Here is a 17281-nt window from a genome sequence, read left to right as displayed (position 1 = left end):
CGCACGACCCGGTGCCCGAGCCGAAGCAGCCAACCGCCGTCACGTGCCTCAGACCGGATAACACGCGCCGTCGGCGTCACCGGTGGCAGCGGCACGGAGTGCATACAGGAGCCAGTCGACGAAATCCGGGAAGGTCGGGGCCAGCACGCGTCCGGGCAAGCCTCCACCCAGGTAGGCGCCATCCCGGATCTCGCCCGTGGGCAGCAGGTACACCGGCGCGCCGGCACCGTCCACCGCGAACAACTGCCCGCCTCCGTCGCTGCCGAACACCACGATGTTCGCGTCGGTCAACCCCGGCGCGCGGACCGGCATCCCGGCCGTCGAGTTGGCCAGGACGCCGCGCAGCGAGTGGATGAAGAAGCCGTTGAACGCGTCCGGCAGGGAGACTTGGCCGATGTGCCGGTAGAACTCCGCCAGCGGCTCGGGGAGACCGGCGGCCTCGGCAGCCGCCACCACTTCAGCGGCTGTCGGCCCGGCCACGGTGTGCTCGTCCGGTTCGTAGCCGAAGCGCGCCCCGAAGTCGCGCAGCAGGTCGTCACACGCGTCCCGCATAGCAGCGCGCCACACGCCGTAGTCGGTCATCTGATCACCGTCTCACGCGATCGGGTCGGCCCGGACCCTACCGATTCACCCACCCCCGACCGGTCGGCTGCTCACGACAAGGTGACAGGCGGCCGGCCTGGTGACGTGCGGTTGATGGTTCGACCCGTTCGTGACGGCGGACCGCCCCATGGCCTCACCTGATGGCTCGGTTCGGGACGCAGATCGAAGTCCCGAACGGTCGGCGGTGCCAGGATCGGGCGGTCGCACGAGGCTGGTGGAACGAAGGTTGGAGCTCGGATGGCATCCCCGTGGCGGTTCCTGGTCGTGATCGCGGTCGCGGCCGTGACGGTGTCGAGCACCGCCGCGGCGCCTGCGTCGGTCGCGGCGCGTCAGGCTGGGCACGCGGTCGGAAAGGCCGATGTCGAGTTGGACGGCAACTCGTTGACGTGGGCCCAGATGGTGGACGTGCTGGAAGCCGACCGCGTGACGATCCGGCTGGGCATGAAGCCCCGTCAGGAGATGGTCAAGACCCGGCAGGGGGCCGAGGCGGCACTGGCGGCCGGCCAACGCGTCTACGGCTGGAACCAGGCGTTGGGCCCGTTGAAGGACCAGCCGTTGCCCGAGGCCGAGCGGGTGGAGTTCCAGCGCCGGGTGCTGCGCTCGCACGCCGCCGGTGTCGGTCCCGCGTTGTCCGACCGCGTCGCCCGGCTGGCGCTGGTCCTCCGGGCGAACACGATGGCGCGCGGCACGATGGGGGTGCGGCCCGAATTCGTGGACCGGATCCTGGAGCTGGTCAACGCCGGGGTCACGCCGCGGATGCCGGAGATCGGGTCGCTCGGCACCGGGGACCTCCAGCCGATGGCGGCAGCGGGACTCGTGCTCACCGGAGAACCCGCGCCCGCCCGTTTCGAGGGCAGGGAAGGCACCGCGCCGGACATCCTCGCCGCGGCCGGGTTGGCGCCGACCTTCCAGTTGGAACAGGGCGAAGCGCTGCCGTTGATCAGCGGGAGCGGCGTGCTGACCGCGCGGTACGTCGACGCGGTCGTGCGCGCCGAGCGGTTGGTCGACACGTACGACGGCGCGTTCGCGTTGTTCCTGGAGGCCACGAGGGCCGAGCAGGGCGCGTTCGACGCCCGCACCCACGACGAGCGGCGCATCCCGGCCGAGGTGGAAGCGGCGAGGGTGACCAGGGCCTTGGTCTGCGGCACCGGTTGGATGACCGACGAGGGACGCAAGGCGATCAGCGACGACGGCCCGCGCATCCAGGACGCGGTGTCGGTGCGCGCCACCCCGCACATCATCGGAGCGCTCCGACAACGGCTGGCCGACGCCCGCGGCCACATCGAGCGCGAGGCGAACGCGTCCACGTCCAACCCGCTGCTGTTCGCCAAGAAGGGCGGCGGCTACGAGTTCGTCATGGGCGGCAACTGGGACGCCGCGCTGATCGGCCACGAGATCGACTCGCTCAACGCGCAGATCGCCGACCTCGGCGTGCTGTCGCAAGAGCTGTCCGCCCGGCTGCTGGCCGACAAGTGGAGCTACCACCTGCCCGCGAACCTGGCCGGCGGCGAAGTCGGCCTGAACTCGGGCATGGTGCAGGTGCAGACCGTCGCGGTCGCGCTGGTGCCGGAGATGCAGCAGCTGGCGACACCCGCCGGCACGTTGTCCCGCCCGGCGAAGTTCGGGCAGGAGGACCACAACACGATGGCGATGGCCTCCGCGCGCGCCCTGCACGCCAACCTCGACCGGCTGGAAACGGTGTTGGCCGTGCACGTCATGATGGCCGCCCAGGGCATCGACCTGATCAAGGACAAGATGGCCGCCTTCCCGCTGGGCGCGGGCACGCAACGACTGCACGGCACGGTCCGCCGGCACATCGAGCCCTTGGCCGACGACCGGCACATGACCCCCGACCTGGAGAAGGCCACCGACCTCGTCCGCAGCGGCGAACTCAGCCGGGAAGTGCGCGCCGCGATCGCCCCCGAGCACAACAAGTGCGCGGCGTGATCAGTCGCCGGGGTAGCGGGCGTGCCAGTCGTCGTCCGCGGGTGCGTTCGGGCCGAACTCGGCGGTGGCGTCGTCGGTCAGCCGTTCGATGACGTCACGCAGTTCGAGCTGTGCCAGCCACGTCGGGTCGATGGCGTCCTCGCCGTAAAGGGCACCGACGATGTTGCCGCACACCGCGCCGGTCGAGTCGCTGTCGCCGTCGTGGTTCACCGACGCCAGCAGCGCCGCGTTCAGCGTGTCCGTCGTCAACGCCGCGTAGACCGCGATCGCCAACGCCGACTCACCGACCGCGCCGTTGCCCAGGGACGCGACCTTCTCCGGCGTCGGCGGACCGTCCAACGCCACGGCGGCGTCGAGGGCGGCCGACGTCTCCTCGTGCCCGTCCCAGCGGACGAGATGGGTCCGGGCGGTGTCGAGGGCCGGCCGCAGCGGCACGCCACGCAGCAACTGGTGCACCAGCACGGCGAGCACACCGGCCGACAGGTAGCCGCTGGGGTGGCCGTGCGTGATGGCGGCTGACGCGGCGGCGACCTCGAACACCACCGCCGGGTCCGGTGACCACAGCGCGATCGGGGCCGCCCGCATCACGCCGCCGCAACCCTTGGAGTCGTTGACCGGCTGCGCGATCGTGCCGGCGCGGCCCGTGAGGCCGTAGTCCTGGAGGGTGAAGAAGCACGTCGCGCCCGGCGCGCGCCGTTTGAACAGCCCTCGCACGCTCATCAGCCACCCGTCGGGCGCCTCCGAGGTCTGCTGGGGACCGCGGGCCTTCACCCACGGCGTGCCCTGGGTGTGCAGCCAGCGCTGGTAGGCCATCCGGAGCGAGCGGACGACGTCACCGTTGCCGTCGCGCCGCTGTCGGGCGTGCGCGCGGATGACCGCTTCCAGGGTGAACAACGTCATCTGCGTGTCGTCGGTGATCCGCCCGACGCCGTCGTAGGCCGGGATCATGCCCGTCACGCCGAGCGGTCCGGCGAGTTCACGGATCTGGTCCATCGGCTTGGACTCGATCGGCGCGCCCAGCGCGTCCGCCACGGCGCCGGCCAGCACACAACCCCGCCAGCGTCGTCGGTCCACTGTGGACAGTGCTGGTCGGAGTGCGTCCGGATTGGCCGGGGTGGGCGCGCGCGTGATGAACTTCCGGCCCGCCTCGTCGATCCCGATGTGCAGCTCGACCCGCAACACGTCGTGCGGTGGCCGTCCGGGCTGGGCGTCGGCCGCGTGCTGCTTGCGCACCAGGCCCGCCAGCAGCGCGAGGTCGGCGTCGGAGAGGAACTCGCCTGACATGGTCACGTCCTGGGGTATCTCGTCGTCCAGTCGCCCGTGCCGCCACTGAGCGGCGAGGCGCGGTTGAAGTGGCGGAAGGCGTCGGTGGCCAGGTTCTCCACCAGGTGGCGCAGCTCCAGCCGTTCCAGCCACTGGGTGGGAAGGCCTGGGATGCCGACGCGCGCTCCGAGCAGCGCCCCTGCCAGCGCACCCGTGAACGCGCTGCGCCCGGAGTGGTTGACCGCGCGTGTCAGCGCCAGCTCGGTCCGGTTCTCGAACCCCGCGATGGCCGAGAACGCCTGCCGCAGCACGGTCGTCGTGTCGCGTCCGGCGCCCATCTCTCCGGGGTTGAAGGCGTCCACCAGGCCGAACTTGTTGTAGTTGGGCAATGTCGAGGCGATGTCCACGCCCGGCACCTGGACGTCGCGGCCCGCCAACCACAGCGGTGTCGGGTTGACTTTGTTCTCCAAGGCGAGCTCGAAGACCCCGGTCAGGTACTCGGTGGCGGTGAGGTCCTCTTCGGACTGCGTGGTGAGGCCGGCGATGACGCGCGCGGCCCTCCTCGTGCCTTGTGGGAGCCCGGTGCCGGGACCGCCTTCGGTGAGCGCGGCCGGCAGTGCGGCGAGCAGCGCGGCCGGGCCTGAGCCCGTTCCCGCCCGGCCCAGGGCGAGGTCGCGGATGGCGGCCAGTTCGTCGGGGTCGGGGAGCCGGTCGGCGTAGAGGTCGGCGACCCGGACCAGCCACCCGTCCACCTCGCGCGGGACCGTGTCGCCTTGGGTGTGCAGCCAGCGCAGCAGGCCACCGGTGGCGGCGTCGGCGAGGACGGCCTCGGCGTCGGGGGCACGGGTGTGCGGGCTGCGGATCACGGCTTCGACGAGGAACAGCAGGCGTTGGGTGAGCGGCCCGATCTCGCCGGAGACCAGGTCGGTGACGCCGCGCGGGCCGAAGCGGGCACGGATCTCGTCCAGGCTGAGCGCGTCGACGGCTTGGCCCAGGGCCTCGCCGAGCGCGAAGCCGACGATCGCGCCGATCACGCGCCGGTAGCCGTACTTGAAGGAGGTCGACGCGTGGATGCAGTACTTGCCGTACGCGTCGACTTGAGGGGTGATCCGGCCGTCGTTGTCGTAGGTCGGTTGGAGGCCGTTGGCGGCCAGGTCGTCGGGCCATCGTCGCGGGTCGCCGGTCTCGATGACCAGCCGTTCCCAGGACTTGCCGACGACGGTTCGGCGGATCTCGTCGTCGGTGAGCTCGAAGCCGTTGCTGCGGGCGAAGCGGGCTTCGTGGAGCGGGACGTCGGTGGGGGAGCTGAGCCCCAGCTTCGCGGCCATGTCCTTCGCCAGGTGTGCGGGCTCCTCGCCGACCTCGAACCTCGACTCGGGCACGTCGACGGGGGGACGCAGCCGGGGGAACTGCTGGAGCGCGGTCTTGAGGTCGGCCGTGGAGATATCTGTCGTGCCGGCCGGGCTGAAGAAGGACAGCCGGGTGGGCTCCGGGAAACCGGCCACGAGGCTCGCCAGGTCGACCCGCCGCCATTTCGTGGTGTCGTCGGGGAGCTGCTGCGTGGACGTGTACACGGGATACCAGTCGGAGGTCCGCTTCCCCACGAGCCCACTGTGGGGCACAAGGACTTCCGCTTGCGTGAGGCCGGTGAGCAGGCGGTCGCGGTCGAGCCAGTCGACGGCGGCGAACAGCAGCATCCACTCCACCGAGTTGGCCGGGGGGAGGAAGCCCATGCGCATCGGACCGGCGCGGTAGCCCCCGTTGACGCTGTCCCGGTTGGTCGGCGTGCCGTCGGGCTCGATCCACTCCCAGCCGCCGATCGCCCTCGACGGCACACCGAGGTAGCCCAAGCCGGACGCGGCGACCTCGGGATCGACGAGTTCCTGCCAGTAACCCTCACCGGGTGTCCGTGCGGGGATGCTGAGACCGCCGGGTCGAGGGCTGGCCTCACGCAGCTGCCCGTCCGGCTCGCGCACGATCAGTCGGGGTGGGGGGAAGATCTCCTTGCCCGCGTCGCCCCCGTCCAGGAAGGCGACCGAGTTGTAGGGCACGGACCAGCCTTCGGGAACCCGGCGCACCTTCCCGTGATCGACCCGCAACCCCCGCGCCCCGTGGACCGCCTGGAGCCACTCCTCGACCTTGGCCACCGCCTCCGCGGTCTCCACCCCTGCTCAACCCTTCCTGGTCGTCATCACGGCCGCCTGACGGTGAACGTCGGCGGTTCGCCTGCCGCTCGGCGGGCGGCTTCGTCTTCCCACATCTTGAACGTGCGGCGCCGGATGGATTTGATCAACGCCAGCTCTTCGCTGGTGATCGACTTACGGCCTTCTCGGGCGGCCTGTTCGTAGATGGCGTTGATGGTCTCGTAGAGCGCGAAGACCGCCCCGTCACCTCGGAGGTTTCCACGGACTTCTTCGGTGGTCCAGATGAAGTCGTCGTAATCCAGAGAGGCTACTTCGCTTGTCGAGGTTGCGAAGAGGATTTCGGGGATGGGGCGGTTGTCCAGGTCGAACTCGCCGGTCTCGGTGTTGAGGCGGTGGCCGATCCAGTCGCCCTCGGAGTCGGTCTCGATGACGTAGGTCGACTTGTAGTACTCGTAGTAGGACGGAGTCCTCACCATCACTGATCACCGTTCCGCACAGTTCCGTGGCCCTGGGCGAAAGCTTCGCCGAACAGGTCCTTCTCCCGAGAGAGGATCGCTCCGGCCAAGGCCCGCTCCTCCGCGCTCATACTACGGCCCTCTTCTCCGGCCAAAGTGGCGAAGTCCCTGCGCACCTCGTACAACGCGTGCTCGAAGTCCGCCACGTCGTCGATCGCCCTCAGGTGTAGGCGAAGTTCGGCCACGTGGAAGGTTCCGTCATCCAGTTCCAAGCGGACGTTGAACTGGAGGTCGCGGTAGCCGCTGTCCTGTGGCTTCAGGAAGCGATCCTTGAACTTGACGATCGTCACCTTCGAGCCATCTGCTTGGATTTTGTTCAACAACACATCCAGGCCCTTGTAAGCGTCGGCCACGGTGGAGTATTGGATCTTCGATCCCACCAGGTCGGTGAGACTGGACGCGTCGTTTTTGTACTCCGCGATCTTGTCTGCGGCTCGAACCCTGCTCTTTTCGGTCCTGCGGGAGAACGCTTCCCCACCTGTTGCTTCGGCGACTTCGTTGGCCAAAGTGTGCAACTGCTGCTGTTTCGTCGCCCAGTTCCGGTACAGCCCTTCGAGGTACTGCTCTCGGTAATCGGTGTCGTCCTTGTTCGCCTGGATGAAGTCGGGCTGGGCTCGGTCGATCTTGGGCGCGCGTTCGGCGATGTCCTTGGCACGTCCGGACAACTCTGCTTGTTCCGAAGTGAGAAGGGCGGGCCCTGGCGCAGGTTCGGCGTCGTAGTGGTCGGCTAGGGCTTCCGGTCCGTCCTCGTGCTCGCGGACCTCTCTGACGCAATCGTCCAGCACCTCGATCGCCTGCGGGTGCCTCAGCAAGTTCGCCAGTGTCTGGGGGCGGGCGAGTAGGGAGTTCTCCAGGAACGGGACGTCGCGCAGTAGCGCAGCCATCTCGGGGTGGCGCGGCAGGAGGGCGGCGATGGCTTCGCCGATGTGCAGCTTCTGGCCGTCCACGGCGATGCGGGAGTCCGGGTCGCGTTGGCTGATGGCGTCTGCCACGCGCATGGCGTCCTGGACTCGCGGTTCCTGGAGGTAGCGGCCGATTTCCTCGCGGGTCGGTGGTGGGCGGTCGTCGGGGCGTTGGTTGGGTTCGGCTGCGCCGTAGCCGGTGTCGCTGGTGGTTGTTGTGTCCTTTGTGGATTTTTCCGGGTCTGCTGTGTGGCGGTCTTTTGCCTCGGCCAGGTCGTGGGGGAGCAGGTCCAGCGTCACCGGTGGGTGGGGCAGGTTCATCAGTGAGTTGGTCTGCGGGTCAACGAACGCGACGCCCTCGCGCGTGTGCACGACTTCCGCCACGTGTCCGTACTCGACGCCGTCCGGCCCCAGGTACTTGACCGCGATCACCGCGCGGGAGTCCAGGGGGCGGTCGCGCATCGCGCGGATCACGTCGTCGTAGTCGTTGTGCGACTGCCACTGCCCACCCAGCTGGTCCCGGACGTAGTCCAGGGTGCCGTGCGTCTCCAGCTGGTCGGGGCGCAGTGGGCCGGCTTCGGTGTCGATGCCCGCCTGGCGCAACGCGCTCGCCACGACGCCCCGCGTGCAGTTGGTCTGGTAGCCCTGCTCGTAGGCGTTCGCGTCGTGGAAGCGCGGGTTGACGCCGGCCAGGTGGGGGTGTCGTTCGGCGACGTACTTGGCCGCCTGGTTGGGGTTGGCGGTGTCGGCGTGGATCGCGGGTTCGGAGGGCGGGTTTGTGGCGCGGGCCAGCGGCGACCAGTCGTGGTTGCCGCTGGTGTCGACGTCGACCGGGCCGCCGTCGAACATCGGGTCCACGCCCGCGAACCCGCTGAGCCGGTTGTGGATGTGGTTGTCGTCCGGGGCGGTGGGGATGGGCTTCTGCGGTTCGGGCCTGTCGGGTTTGCCACCGTCCAGCCGCTCGCGGATCGCCTCCTTGAGCAGTTTGTCGAAGGTCTCCTTGTTGGCGTTGTTGGCTGCACGCCGGTCGGCGATCTCCTGCTCGGCTGCGGCTCGGTCGAGGTAGCGGGGGTCGCCGGGCAGGACCTCTTCGACTCGGATGACCGTCTTCTGCTTGACGACCCCGTTGCGCTCGACCTCGACGGTCTCCTTGGCGTGGGTGTACCACTGGGTGGCCGGCCTGGAGACCGCTTCGCGCTCGTCTTTGTTCTGCGACAGCTCGTGGATGTCGCGGGCCGTCTTGGCCTGGATGTGGATCTCGACGTCCTCGCCGAACTTGGACACGAAGTCCGGCGATTCCTTGATCGACGCGCTGACGACGGTCGGCTCGACGGTCGTCCTGCCCGGCACGTACTGGTCCGCGATCAGCTTGGCGAGTACCTCGTTGCCCGCGACGTCGATGCCGCGAACCAGCTCGGCTTCGATCGGGTCCAGCTCGTTGATCGCCGAGACGATCGCCCGCATCTGGTGCCTGGCGCGCTCGAAGTCCACCGGCTCGTCTTTCGCGAGCATGCCTTCGGGACCGAGGCGTTGCGCCGTGTTGGCCGTGGCGAACAGGTCGTGGCCGGTGTAGGCGTGCAGCGCGATCGCGCCTTCGTCGGACAGGCGGGAGAGCGAGTCGGATGCGTTGCGGTGGGCGAGGGCGTCGTGCGTGATCTGGGCGCGTCGGCCGTCGCCGGTGAGTCCGGCGTCGATCGCGGTGTTGTCGGCGGGGGTGGCGCGGTGGTTCGGGTCGAACAGGTAGTCCTCGCCGAGATCACGGGGATTCGCGTCCGTGTCGGCGGGGTGGTCGGTGTCGGCGCGGTCGGTGTCGAGGCGGTCGGTGTCGAGGCGGTCGGTGTCGGGGTCGTTCTCGGTGGGGTCGTCGGGGTTCGCACTGTCCGGCTCGGGCTGGTCGGTGTCGGCGTCGGCGTCGGTCGCTTGGTCTGCCGGTGACTCCGGGGGTGTGTGGTCCGGGTCCGGGGTGGGCGACGCGTCCTGTTGTTCGGACGGTGTCGGGTCGTGGGGTGCTGCGGCCGGGGTGGGCTCCGGGGTGTGGGGAGTCTGGGGTGGTTCGGCCGGCGTGGGTTCGGGAGAGGGCTGGGTGGTCTGCTCGGGTGGGGTTGCCGGCTCGGAGGCGCGCGAGGGCTCGGATTGGGTGAGCGGGTCGGGAGCGCGCCACGGCGTGGGCGACTCGGAGGTGCGTGGAGTCTTGGGCGGGGTCGCCGGCTCGGGAGCGCGCCAGGGCTTGGGCGGCGTGGGCGATTCGGGGGTGCGCGAAGGGGTGGGCGGGGTCGCCGGGTCGGGGGTGCGCGGAGGTGGGAGTGGTGTTGACGGCTCGGGGGTGGGCGCAGGGGTGAGCGGCGTGGGCTGCTCGGGGGTGCGGGGGTTGGGTGGGGTGGTCGGCTGGGGTGCGTTCGGCTGGCTGGGTGGGCGTGAGTCAGCCGGGTCTTGGCGCCTGTGAGGGCCGGTCGGGGCCGGGCCCTGGGGTCGGGGTGCGTTGGGTGGCGGGTAGGCAGGCGGGGGCGCGGGGCGGTGTGGGGGTGGAGGGCCTTGCGGGTGCGGTGGGTTCGGCGCGTAGCCCTGTGGGGGCATTGGCGGGCGACCGGCGGGTGGGCGGTGTGCCGGTGGTGGCGCCGTCGGGCGTGCGGACGGTGGCATCGGGGCACGTGGCGGCGGTGCGGGTGTGTAGGGCGGCGGGGTGGGGCGGCCGGCCGGTGGCATGTCGGCGCGGGGCGGTGGCGTGCCGTGGGGGGCGCGCTGGTGCGGAGGCGGTGGGATCGGGCCGCGTTGTGGTGGTGTGCCTTGGGGGCCGCGTTGAGGTGGTCCCTGGTTGAAGGCGCGCGGAGGCGTGCCGCCGGGTTGGTGGCCTGGCATCGGCGGTGGTGGCGGCGGTGGGGTGCCGTGCTGTTGTGGGACGGGCGGGGTGTCGAAACGGGGTGGGGGCGGCGGGGCGGTTGTTCCTGCGGCGAAGACGTTGCCCTGGGCGGGGTTCGGCGGATTCGGCGGGTTCTGCGGGCGGCCCGGGTCGGTGGGGTAGCCGCCTGGTTGTGGGCCGAAGTTGCCGGGGGGAGGAGGAGCCATGCCGTATCCGGCGCTCGGTGCGGGTGCCCTCCCGTAGCCGCCGGTGGGAGATCCCTGGCTGGAGCCGGTGCCGCTGCCCGTGCCTGTGGCAGTGCTGGAGTTGCTGCCGGTGCTGCCGCCCTGCGTGGTGCTGCCGGTGTTCGGGGTGGTGCTGGTGGGAGCGGGATTGGTTGCGGTGCCCGGGGTAGTGCTGGAGCTGGTGCCTGAGGTGGGGCTGGCGCTGGGTGCGGGGCTGGGGCTGCTGCTCGATGGAGTGTTGGAACCCGCGCCAGGGGTGGTGCTGGAGCCGGCGGCCGGGGTTGGACTGGTCCCGGTCCCGGTGGTTGGGCTGCCGGTGGCGGGGCTGGTGCCGGTGGCGGAGGCAGTGGTGGAGCTGGTGCTTGGGGTGGGAGTGCTGGTTTGTGCCGAGCCTGGCTGGCTGGTGCTGCTTGGCGGGGCCTGGGTGGTGTGGCCGCTGCCGGTTGGTGCGGATGATCCCTGGCTGGGAACGGATGCGGGAGCGGGCTGGGTGGCGCTGCCCGATGACGTCGAACCGGCTGTGTGCTGGGTGCCAGTCTGGGAAGGCTGGACCGTGGGCGTGCTGGACGGTGCCGTGCCGCTGGGTGCCGTGCTGCTGGGTGCCGTGCTGCTGGGTGCCATTGCGCCGGCGGTAGCTGTCCCGCCTGGCGGTACCCAGGACTGCGAAGGCGCGGAGGCAGGGGATTGGCCTGGCTGGTTGCCGGCTGTCGCACCTGGCTGACCAGTGCCGACCTGGCCTGCCCCGGCCGGTGCGGCGGCATCCGACCGGTCCGCGAGGCTGGGTGACAGCCCCGACGTCCGGGTCGCCGTCTCACGGATCGGCGAGTCGTCCGGACCACCACCCGACCGGGGAACGCCGGCGTCCGGCGTGGCGACGTCCATGTCACGGACCGCATCCAGCGAATCCGTCGCCCCGCCGACCCCGCGATCGACCGCACCGCCGGACGCGCCCATCAGCACGTCCGAAGCCGACAGCTGGTCCAACTCCCCGGTGACCGCCGCCTCGCCAACGGTCGTCGCCACGCCCTCCACCGCACCACGGGTCGCCGCACGCACCGCACTGTCGGCGACCTGGCCACCGACGCTGTCCGCCACACCCCTCGTCGCACCGGCCGGCACGGCGTTCGACGCGGCGCCGACCACGCCCTCCACCGCACCACCGACGGCGGCGTCCCCGGTCTTGCTCCAGTCCCACGACTTCCGGTCCCCGCTCGCCACCTGCACGGCCTGGATACCGGCGTCGAGCGCCACCCCGGTCGCCACGTTCGTCGCGACCTCCCGAAGCACCCGCTGCAACACCTGCTGCGCGACCTTCTTGAACCCCTGCTGCATCAGCTTCTGCAACAGCTGCCGGAAGATCATCTGCACGGTCATGCGCGTCGCGATCTGCGCGGGCACGATGCCCGCGGTCGACGCGCCGAACGTCACCACCGCCGAAGCGATCATGGCCGCGATCGAGATGGCCAGCATGATCAGCGAGGCGATGATCATGTACTTCGTGTACTCGACGTCGAGCGCCGTCGCGTCGCACGAGTCGCCCAACGCCTGGCACGCCTCGGCGATCGACTTGAAGTACGCCCCGTCACCGTCGACGTACTTCTTCCACGCCTCCTCGAACGCCTCGGCGCTCTCCCCGGTCCACTCACCGATGATCGACGACGCACCCCGGTCCGCGGTCGAGCTGACCTGCGGGATCGCCTCCGCCGCACGGTGCCAGGCGTCACGCAGCTCGCGGAGCTTGTCCTCGTCGCCCTCGGGCCAGCTCTCGCCGACCACGATCGGCAGCAGCCACTTGACTTCGTCGGGTATCTCCATGCCCACCGAGCGTCACCCCCACCACGCCGTCAGCGGCCCCGGACCGGTCTGCGCCACGACTCAGATCCCGCGCGTGAACGTCTCGGCGTGCGCGTCCTCGACGGCCCGGTACGTCGTCATCGCGTCGACCACGCTGCCGCGCATCCCGCGCAGCCCTTCCACCAACGAGGTGAACGCCTGCACCGTGCCTTCCGAACCGGGCACGTAGTCCTTGGCGAACTCCTGCCCGGACTCGTCGCCACCCCAACACGCGCCCACGGCGGCAAGGGCGTTGGCGAGCGCGCTGCCGGCGGCCTCCAACTGGTCCGCCGCCGAACCGAGGTCGGACGCGGCGGTGGTCGCGGCCTCCGGGTTGATGCCGAAGCCGGCCATCAGTAGCTCCCCTTGAGCCAGCTGTCGGGCAGGTCTTCGTCATCGGCGGACGCGGGGCGCCTACGTGCGGCGGGTGGCGGTGGCGGAGACGACGGTGATTGAGGAGCGAGCGCGCTGCGGTCCTCGAACGGGGTGTCATCCGTCGTGGCCGGTGGTGGGGGCGCGTCGAAGCGGGGGAGCAGCGCCGACAGCGACGGCGCGCCCTCGACCAGGTCGGACAGGTCGGGCAGGCCCTCGGTGAGCGGCGACATCAGGTCGTTCACCTGTTGCTTCACCTGGCTCGCGCCTTCACGTGCGAGTTGCAGCACGGACCTTGCCAGAGCCTCGGGCGTGGACCGCTCGAACGCCGACGGCGCGAACTCCAGGTGGGTGAGCACTCCACTGGAATCGACCGAGGCACGGACCAGCCCGTCCTTGGACGTCAGCGAGGCAGTGGTCTGCGCGGCCGCCACTTGGGCTTCGCGCAGCATCTCGGCCTGCCGGTTGAAGGTGTCCAACAGGCCGTTGACCTGTTCCTTCATGGCGGCGTTGCGCGCTTCGAGGCGCGCTCGATCGTCGCCCGACATGGCCAGGATCCCCCCTGATCGCACCGTGGTGTTGATCAGGACCATAGCGGTTCGGGCGGAACGTCCGTGGGCGATCGGTGGATCCGGGGTCGGGGCGTCGACCCCGACCCCGGATCCATCGACTAGCGCCAGGTGATGTCGGACGGTGAGTAGAAGCAGTTCTTGCCGTCGGCGCCTTCGCCGATCTTGGTGGGCTCGCTGCCCTTGGGCACGCCCTTGTACTTCTCGCAGATGACCGCGCTGCCGTAGACGGTGATGCGGGAGAAGCGGGCGGTGTCGCCCCAGTTGGTGTTGATGCCGGCGAGCACCTTGGTGCTGCGGGCGGTGACGCCGTCCATGACCACGTGCCGCTGGTACGAGGTGGAGCAGTTGCCGCAGGCCCGGTAGAGCTTGCCGGAGCCGTGGACCTGGAAGTTGCGGATGGTCACGGTGCCGGCGCCGTTGTGCTGGAACACCTTGTCGGAACCGGACTTCGCGCCGCCGCCGTCGACGAGGTAGGTGGCGGAGGAGCTGGAGCTGCGGAAGGTGGCGGCGTCCTCGCCCACGTCGTTCCACCAGACGTTGCGGATGACGCAGGAGCCCTCGCAGTGGATGCCGTCGCCGGCGGGCGCGTCGATGAAGAGGTTCTGGATGGTGCCGCCGTTGGCCACGACGAACATCGGGTCCTGGCCTTCACCCTGGCCGCCGTCGCCGATGCCGTAGTAGCGCTTCATGCCGCCGTCGAAGAACGTCCCGGTGTTCTTCGTGGTGGTCTGGTGCACGCTGCCGGTGTTGCTCGGCCACGGGCCACTGCCGTCACCGCCACCACCAGGAGTCGTGGTCGTGGTCGTGGTCGTGGTCGACGTGGACGTCGAGGTGGACGTGGAAGTGGAGGTCGACGTCGAGGTCGGCCCTCCGCTCGTCGGGGTCAACGTCCACTGCTTGGTGGCCACGCTGTCGCAGGAGTTGGTCTGCACCAACGCGCCGACGGAGGTGGAGCTGTCCTTGATGTTCATGCACTTGGTGCTGTTGGTGTCGACCAGGCGGTAGTTGCTGCCGCTCGCGGTCGCGGTCCAGATCTGGCCGGGGCCGTCGGTGCACGCGACCTGCTGGATCGCCTTGCCCGCCGATGTGGACGCGTCCTGCACGCCGACGCACAGGCCCGTGGCGACCGAGCTGATCCGGTACCCGCCGCTGACCGCGGTGAGCTTCCACTGCTGGCTGCTGTCGGTGCCGCACGACGCCTGCTGGAGCTGGACGCCGGCGCTCGCGGTCCCGTTGGGGACGTTGAGACAGTGCCCGGTGCCGACGTTCTTCACCGTGTACGTGCCCGCGCCGATCGCCGCCGAAGCGGTCGTGATCGGCCAGACGACGAGCGTGGCGGCCAGCGCCGTGGCACCCGCCGCCGCTGCCAGGCCCACGCGCCATCGCGCGCCGCGCGGCGGTGTGGCGCGCGTGGTTGGAGGTTGAACATTCATCGACTACTCCGCTTCTGACTTACCCGGACGCCGGAACTGGCGATGGCGACTATTCACGCTGGGCGGAACCCGCTGTGGAGAAATCCACCGGCACGCGTCGGCCAATGCCACGCGTCCAAGGTGCTTCCTCACGTCGTTGTGGGAAACCGCTTTCGGTCGAATGCTAGATGGTCCGGAAGTGGCCGGTCAATAACGGTTATTAGCGGCCAGCGTCGGGTAAGTGTCGAATACGATCGAACGTCGAGGTCAAAGGCGGTCGAATCGATCAGCTGCCGACTGCGGGATCAATGCGTCCAATCATACTTGTGAACAGAATCGACGGGTGCTGATCACACTTGTGAACAATGGGGGCGCCGGTGGTCGCATTCAGCCCGGCGGTGGCCTCCGGAAGCCAGTCCGGACCATGCCCGCGAAACCGGAAGTACGCCCGCAGCGCGTCGGCCAACGGCCACACGTGACGGGCCGGACCGTGTTCGGCCGCGTGCGCCATCGCCGCGACGAGGTTCGACGCCTCGGCGTCCAACCACTCCAGCGCCGCCGGCACGGTGAACGCGCGCGTAGGCACGCGATCCGCCACCAGCCGCGCGTCGGGGTCGATCACCGCCACCGCGGCGGTCGCGGTGCGGACGTAGAAGCGCAACACCCGGTCTGCCACCTCCGCCTGCCCGCCCTCGCCCGCGCGTTCCGCGCCGTACGCGCGCAACAAGTCGTGGAACCGGTAACGGTGCGGCGCGCAGTGGTCCACCAGGTGCGCCGCGCACAGCACGTCGAGCAGGTGGTCCGCGCTGCCCTGGTCGTCGTCGCAGAGCACGGCCACCACCTCGGCGGAGAAGTCCGCGCCCGGCACGAGGGCCAGCCGCTGGAACAGGATCCGCGCCTTGGTCGGCAAAGCGAGGTAGGACAGGTCGAACGCCGCGCGCACCGTCATGCCGGGCTCGGTGCCGACGGCGAGCGCCTCCATCGGGTTGCCCGACGCCAGCCGGTCGGCGAGGTGGCCGATCCGGTGGTGCGGTCGGCTCGACAGGTTGGCCGCCGCGATCCGGATGGCCAGCGGCAGGTGACCGCACAGGGAGCACAGTCGGCGCGCGGCGGCCGGCTCCTGGTCCACCCGCCGGGCGCCGACGATCTTCCGCAGCAGGTCGATCGTCTCGTCCTCCCGCAGCACGCCGAGCGACAACGACCGCGCGTCGTTGAGCGCGACCAGGCCACGCAGCTCGTTCCGGCTGGTCACCAGGACGTGACAGCCCTGGTGGCCGGGTAACAGCGCGCGCACCTGACCGGAGTCGTTCGCGTTGTCCAGCACGATCAGCATCCGCCGACGCGCCAGCACCGACCGGAACACACCGGCCCGCTCACCCGGGTCCGCCGGCACCTGGTCGGGCGGCACGCCGAGGGAGCGCAGCAACCGGTCCAGCGCTTCGCCGATGCCCACGGTCGGCCCGTCGGCGTGCCCGCGCAGGTCGAGGTAGAGCTGCCCGTCGGGGAACCGGTCGGCCACGCGGTGCGCCCAGTGCACGGCGAGCGCCGACTTGCCGACCCCCGGCAGGCCGCTGATCACCCACGGGGACGTGCCGCCGTCGGCCAGGGCCTCGTTCAGCAACGCCAGGTGGGCGTCACGTCCGACGAACGTCGAGATGTCGGCGGGCAGTTGCGCCGGCGGCGATTCGGCGGAGCGGCCGGGAAGTCGTGTGCGGACGGGGCGTTCGCCGCGTTCGGCCCGCAGTTCCGGCGCCTGGTTGAGGATGTCGAGCTGGATCTCGGTCAGCTCGTCGCCCGGTTCCAGCCCGAGCTCCTGGTCGAGCACGGCGCGGAAGTCCTGGTAGACGCACAGCGCCTCGGCCTGCCGCCCGGACCGGTAGAGGGCCAGCATCAGCAGGCCGCGCAACCGTTCCCGCAACGGGTGCGCCGCGACGAGCGCCTGCAACTCGGCGATCGCGTCGTCGTGCGAGCCGAGCGCCAGTTGCGCGCGGACGAGGTCTTCCTGCGCGGTGAGCCGCAGTTCGCCGAGTCGGGCCCGGCACACCTTGGCGTCCGGGGTCTCCAGATCCGCGAACGGCTCGCCGTGCCACAGCCCGATCGCGCCCGACACGAGCCGCTCGACCAGTGGCCAGTCGTGCGCCACCGCCGCCTGGTGACCACGCCGCACGTCGTCCTCGAAGCGGAACAGGTCCAACTCGTCGCGGGCCACGTCGATGCGGTAGCCGTTGGTGCCGCTGCGGATCCGTGCGGCGACCAGCGCGGTGCGGAGTCTCCACACGTAGGTCTTGGTGTTGCCGGCCGCGGAGGGCGGCGGGCCGTCGTCCCAGAGCGCGTCGACCAGCTTGTCGAGCGACACCCAGTGGTTGGCGTTCATCAACAGCGCGGTCAGGAGTCTGCGTTGTTTCGCGGACCGAACGGCCACCTGGTGCCCGCTCGGCAGCACGACGTCGACGCCCCCCAGTACACGGAACAGCAAGGACACCCTCCGTGGTCATTCGTGTCTCCCCTGTAATCGAGCGTAGGCGCATCGACCTCCGCCGCACTCCTCCAAATGGTTCAACCAATTCCTGCGTGTACCGGTCGTCGGCGGCCATGGACCGGCGGTGGACCGGTTGTGGACCGGCCATTGCCACCGTC

General features: G+C 70.3%; 10 protein-coding genes. 1 reads left to right on the top strand and 9 read right to left on the bottom strand.

Annotation, left to right across the window (positions count from 1 at the left end; translation table 11 throughout):
• Window positions 1-48: 48 nt before the first annotated feature.
• On the bottom strand, window positions 49-582 hold the full coding sequence (locus F4560_RS17600; RefSeq protein ID WP_184921350.1) for a hypothetical protein: 534 nt from the start codon (window positions 580-582) through the stop codon (window positions 49-51).
• Between the two features lie 258 nt (window positions 583-840).
• Here F4560_RS17600 and F4560_RS17595 point away from each other — a divergent pair, with 258 nt between their 5' ends.
• The gene (locus F4560_RS17595) at window positions 841-2550 is read left to right on the top strand and encodes an HAL/PAL/TAL family ammonia-lyase (RefSeq protein WP_184921348.1); all 1710 of its coding nucleotides are present in this window, start codon (window positions 841-843) and stop codon (window positions 2548-2550) included.
• Here F4560_RS17595 and F4560_RS17590 read toward each other — a convergent pair whose 3' ends face one another.
• The 8 genes from F4560_RS17590 to F4560_RS17555 all read right to left on the bottom strand — a co-directional run bounded on the left by F4560_RS17590 (window position 2551) and on the right by F4560_RS17555 (window position 17120).
• On the bottom strand, window positions 2551-3834 hold the full coding sequence (locus F4560_RS17590; RefSeq protein WP_184921346.1) for an ADP-ribosylglycohydrolase family protein: 1284 nt from the start codon (window positions 3832-3834) through the stop codon (window positions 2551-2553). It abuts the gene before it with no gap.
• Between the two features lie 2 nt (window positions 3835-3836).
• Window positions 3837-5978, bottom strand: a complete 2142-nt coding sequence (locus F4560_RS46195) for an ADP-ribosylglycohydrolase family protein (protein WP_184921344.1) — start codon at window positions 5976-5978, stop codon at window positions 3837-3839.
• A gap of 26 nt (window positions 5979-6004) precedes the next feature.
• Window positions 6005-6433: a hypothetical protein gene (locus F4560_RS17580; protein ID WP_184921342.1), complete on the bottom strand. Its 429-nt coding sequence runs from the start codon at window positions 6431-6433 to the stop codon at window positions 6005-6007.
• Window positions 6433-12270, bottom strand: coding sequence for a WXG100-like domain-containing protein (locus tag F4560_RS17575; RefSeq protein ID WP_184921338.1), 5838 nt, complete (start codon window positions 12268-12270; stop codon window positions 6433-6435). Before F4560_RS17575 ends, F4560_RS17580 begins: the two co-directional genes overlap by 1 nt.
• Window positions 12271-12330: 60 nt before the next feature.
• Window positions 12331-12642, bottom strand: coding sequence for a WXG100 family type VII secretion target (locus F4560_RS17570; protein ID WP_184921336.1), 312 nt, complete (start codon window positions 12640-12642; stop codon window positions 12331-12333).
• A complete protein-coding gene (locus tag F4560_RS17565; protein WP_312869341.1) occupies window positions 12642-13208 on the bottom strand; it encodes a YbaB/EbfC family nucleoid-associated protein in 567 nt (188 codons plus the stop codon). Before F4560_RS17565 ends, F4560_RS17570 begins: the two co-directional genes overlap by 1 nt.
• Window positions 13209-13330: 122 nt before the next feature.
• A complete protein-coding gene (locus F4560_RS17560; RefSeq protein ID WP_312869340.1) occupies window positions 13331-14608 on the bottom strand; it encodes a pectate lyase in 1278 nt (425 codons plus the stop codon).
• Between the two features lie 322 nt (window positions 14609-14930).
• On the bottom strand, window positions 14931-17120 hold the full coding sequence (locus tag F4560_RS17555) for an AfsR/SARP family transcriptional regulator (RefSeq protein ID WP_184921332.1): 2190 nt from the start codon (window positions 17118-17120) through the stop codon (window positions 14931-14933).
• Between the last annotated feature and the right edge of the window lie 161 nt (window positions 17121-17281).

This window comes from Saccharothrix ecbatanensis, from assembly GCF_014205015.1.
Lineage (GTDB): Bacteria > Actinomycetota > Actinomycetes > Mycobacteriales > Pseudonocardiaceae > Actinosynnema > Actinosynnema ecbatanense.
The sequence above is the reverse complement of the archived record's forward strand: the minus strand, read 5'-3'. Positions and strand labels throughout refer to the sequence as shown.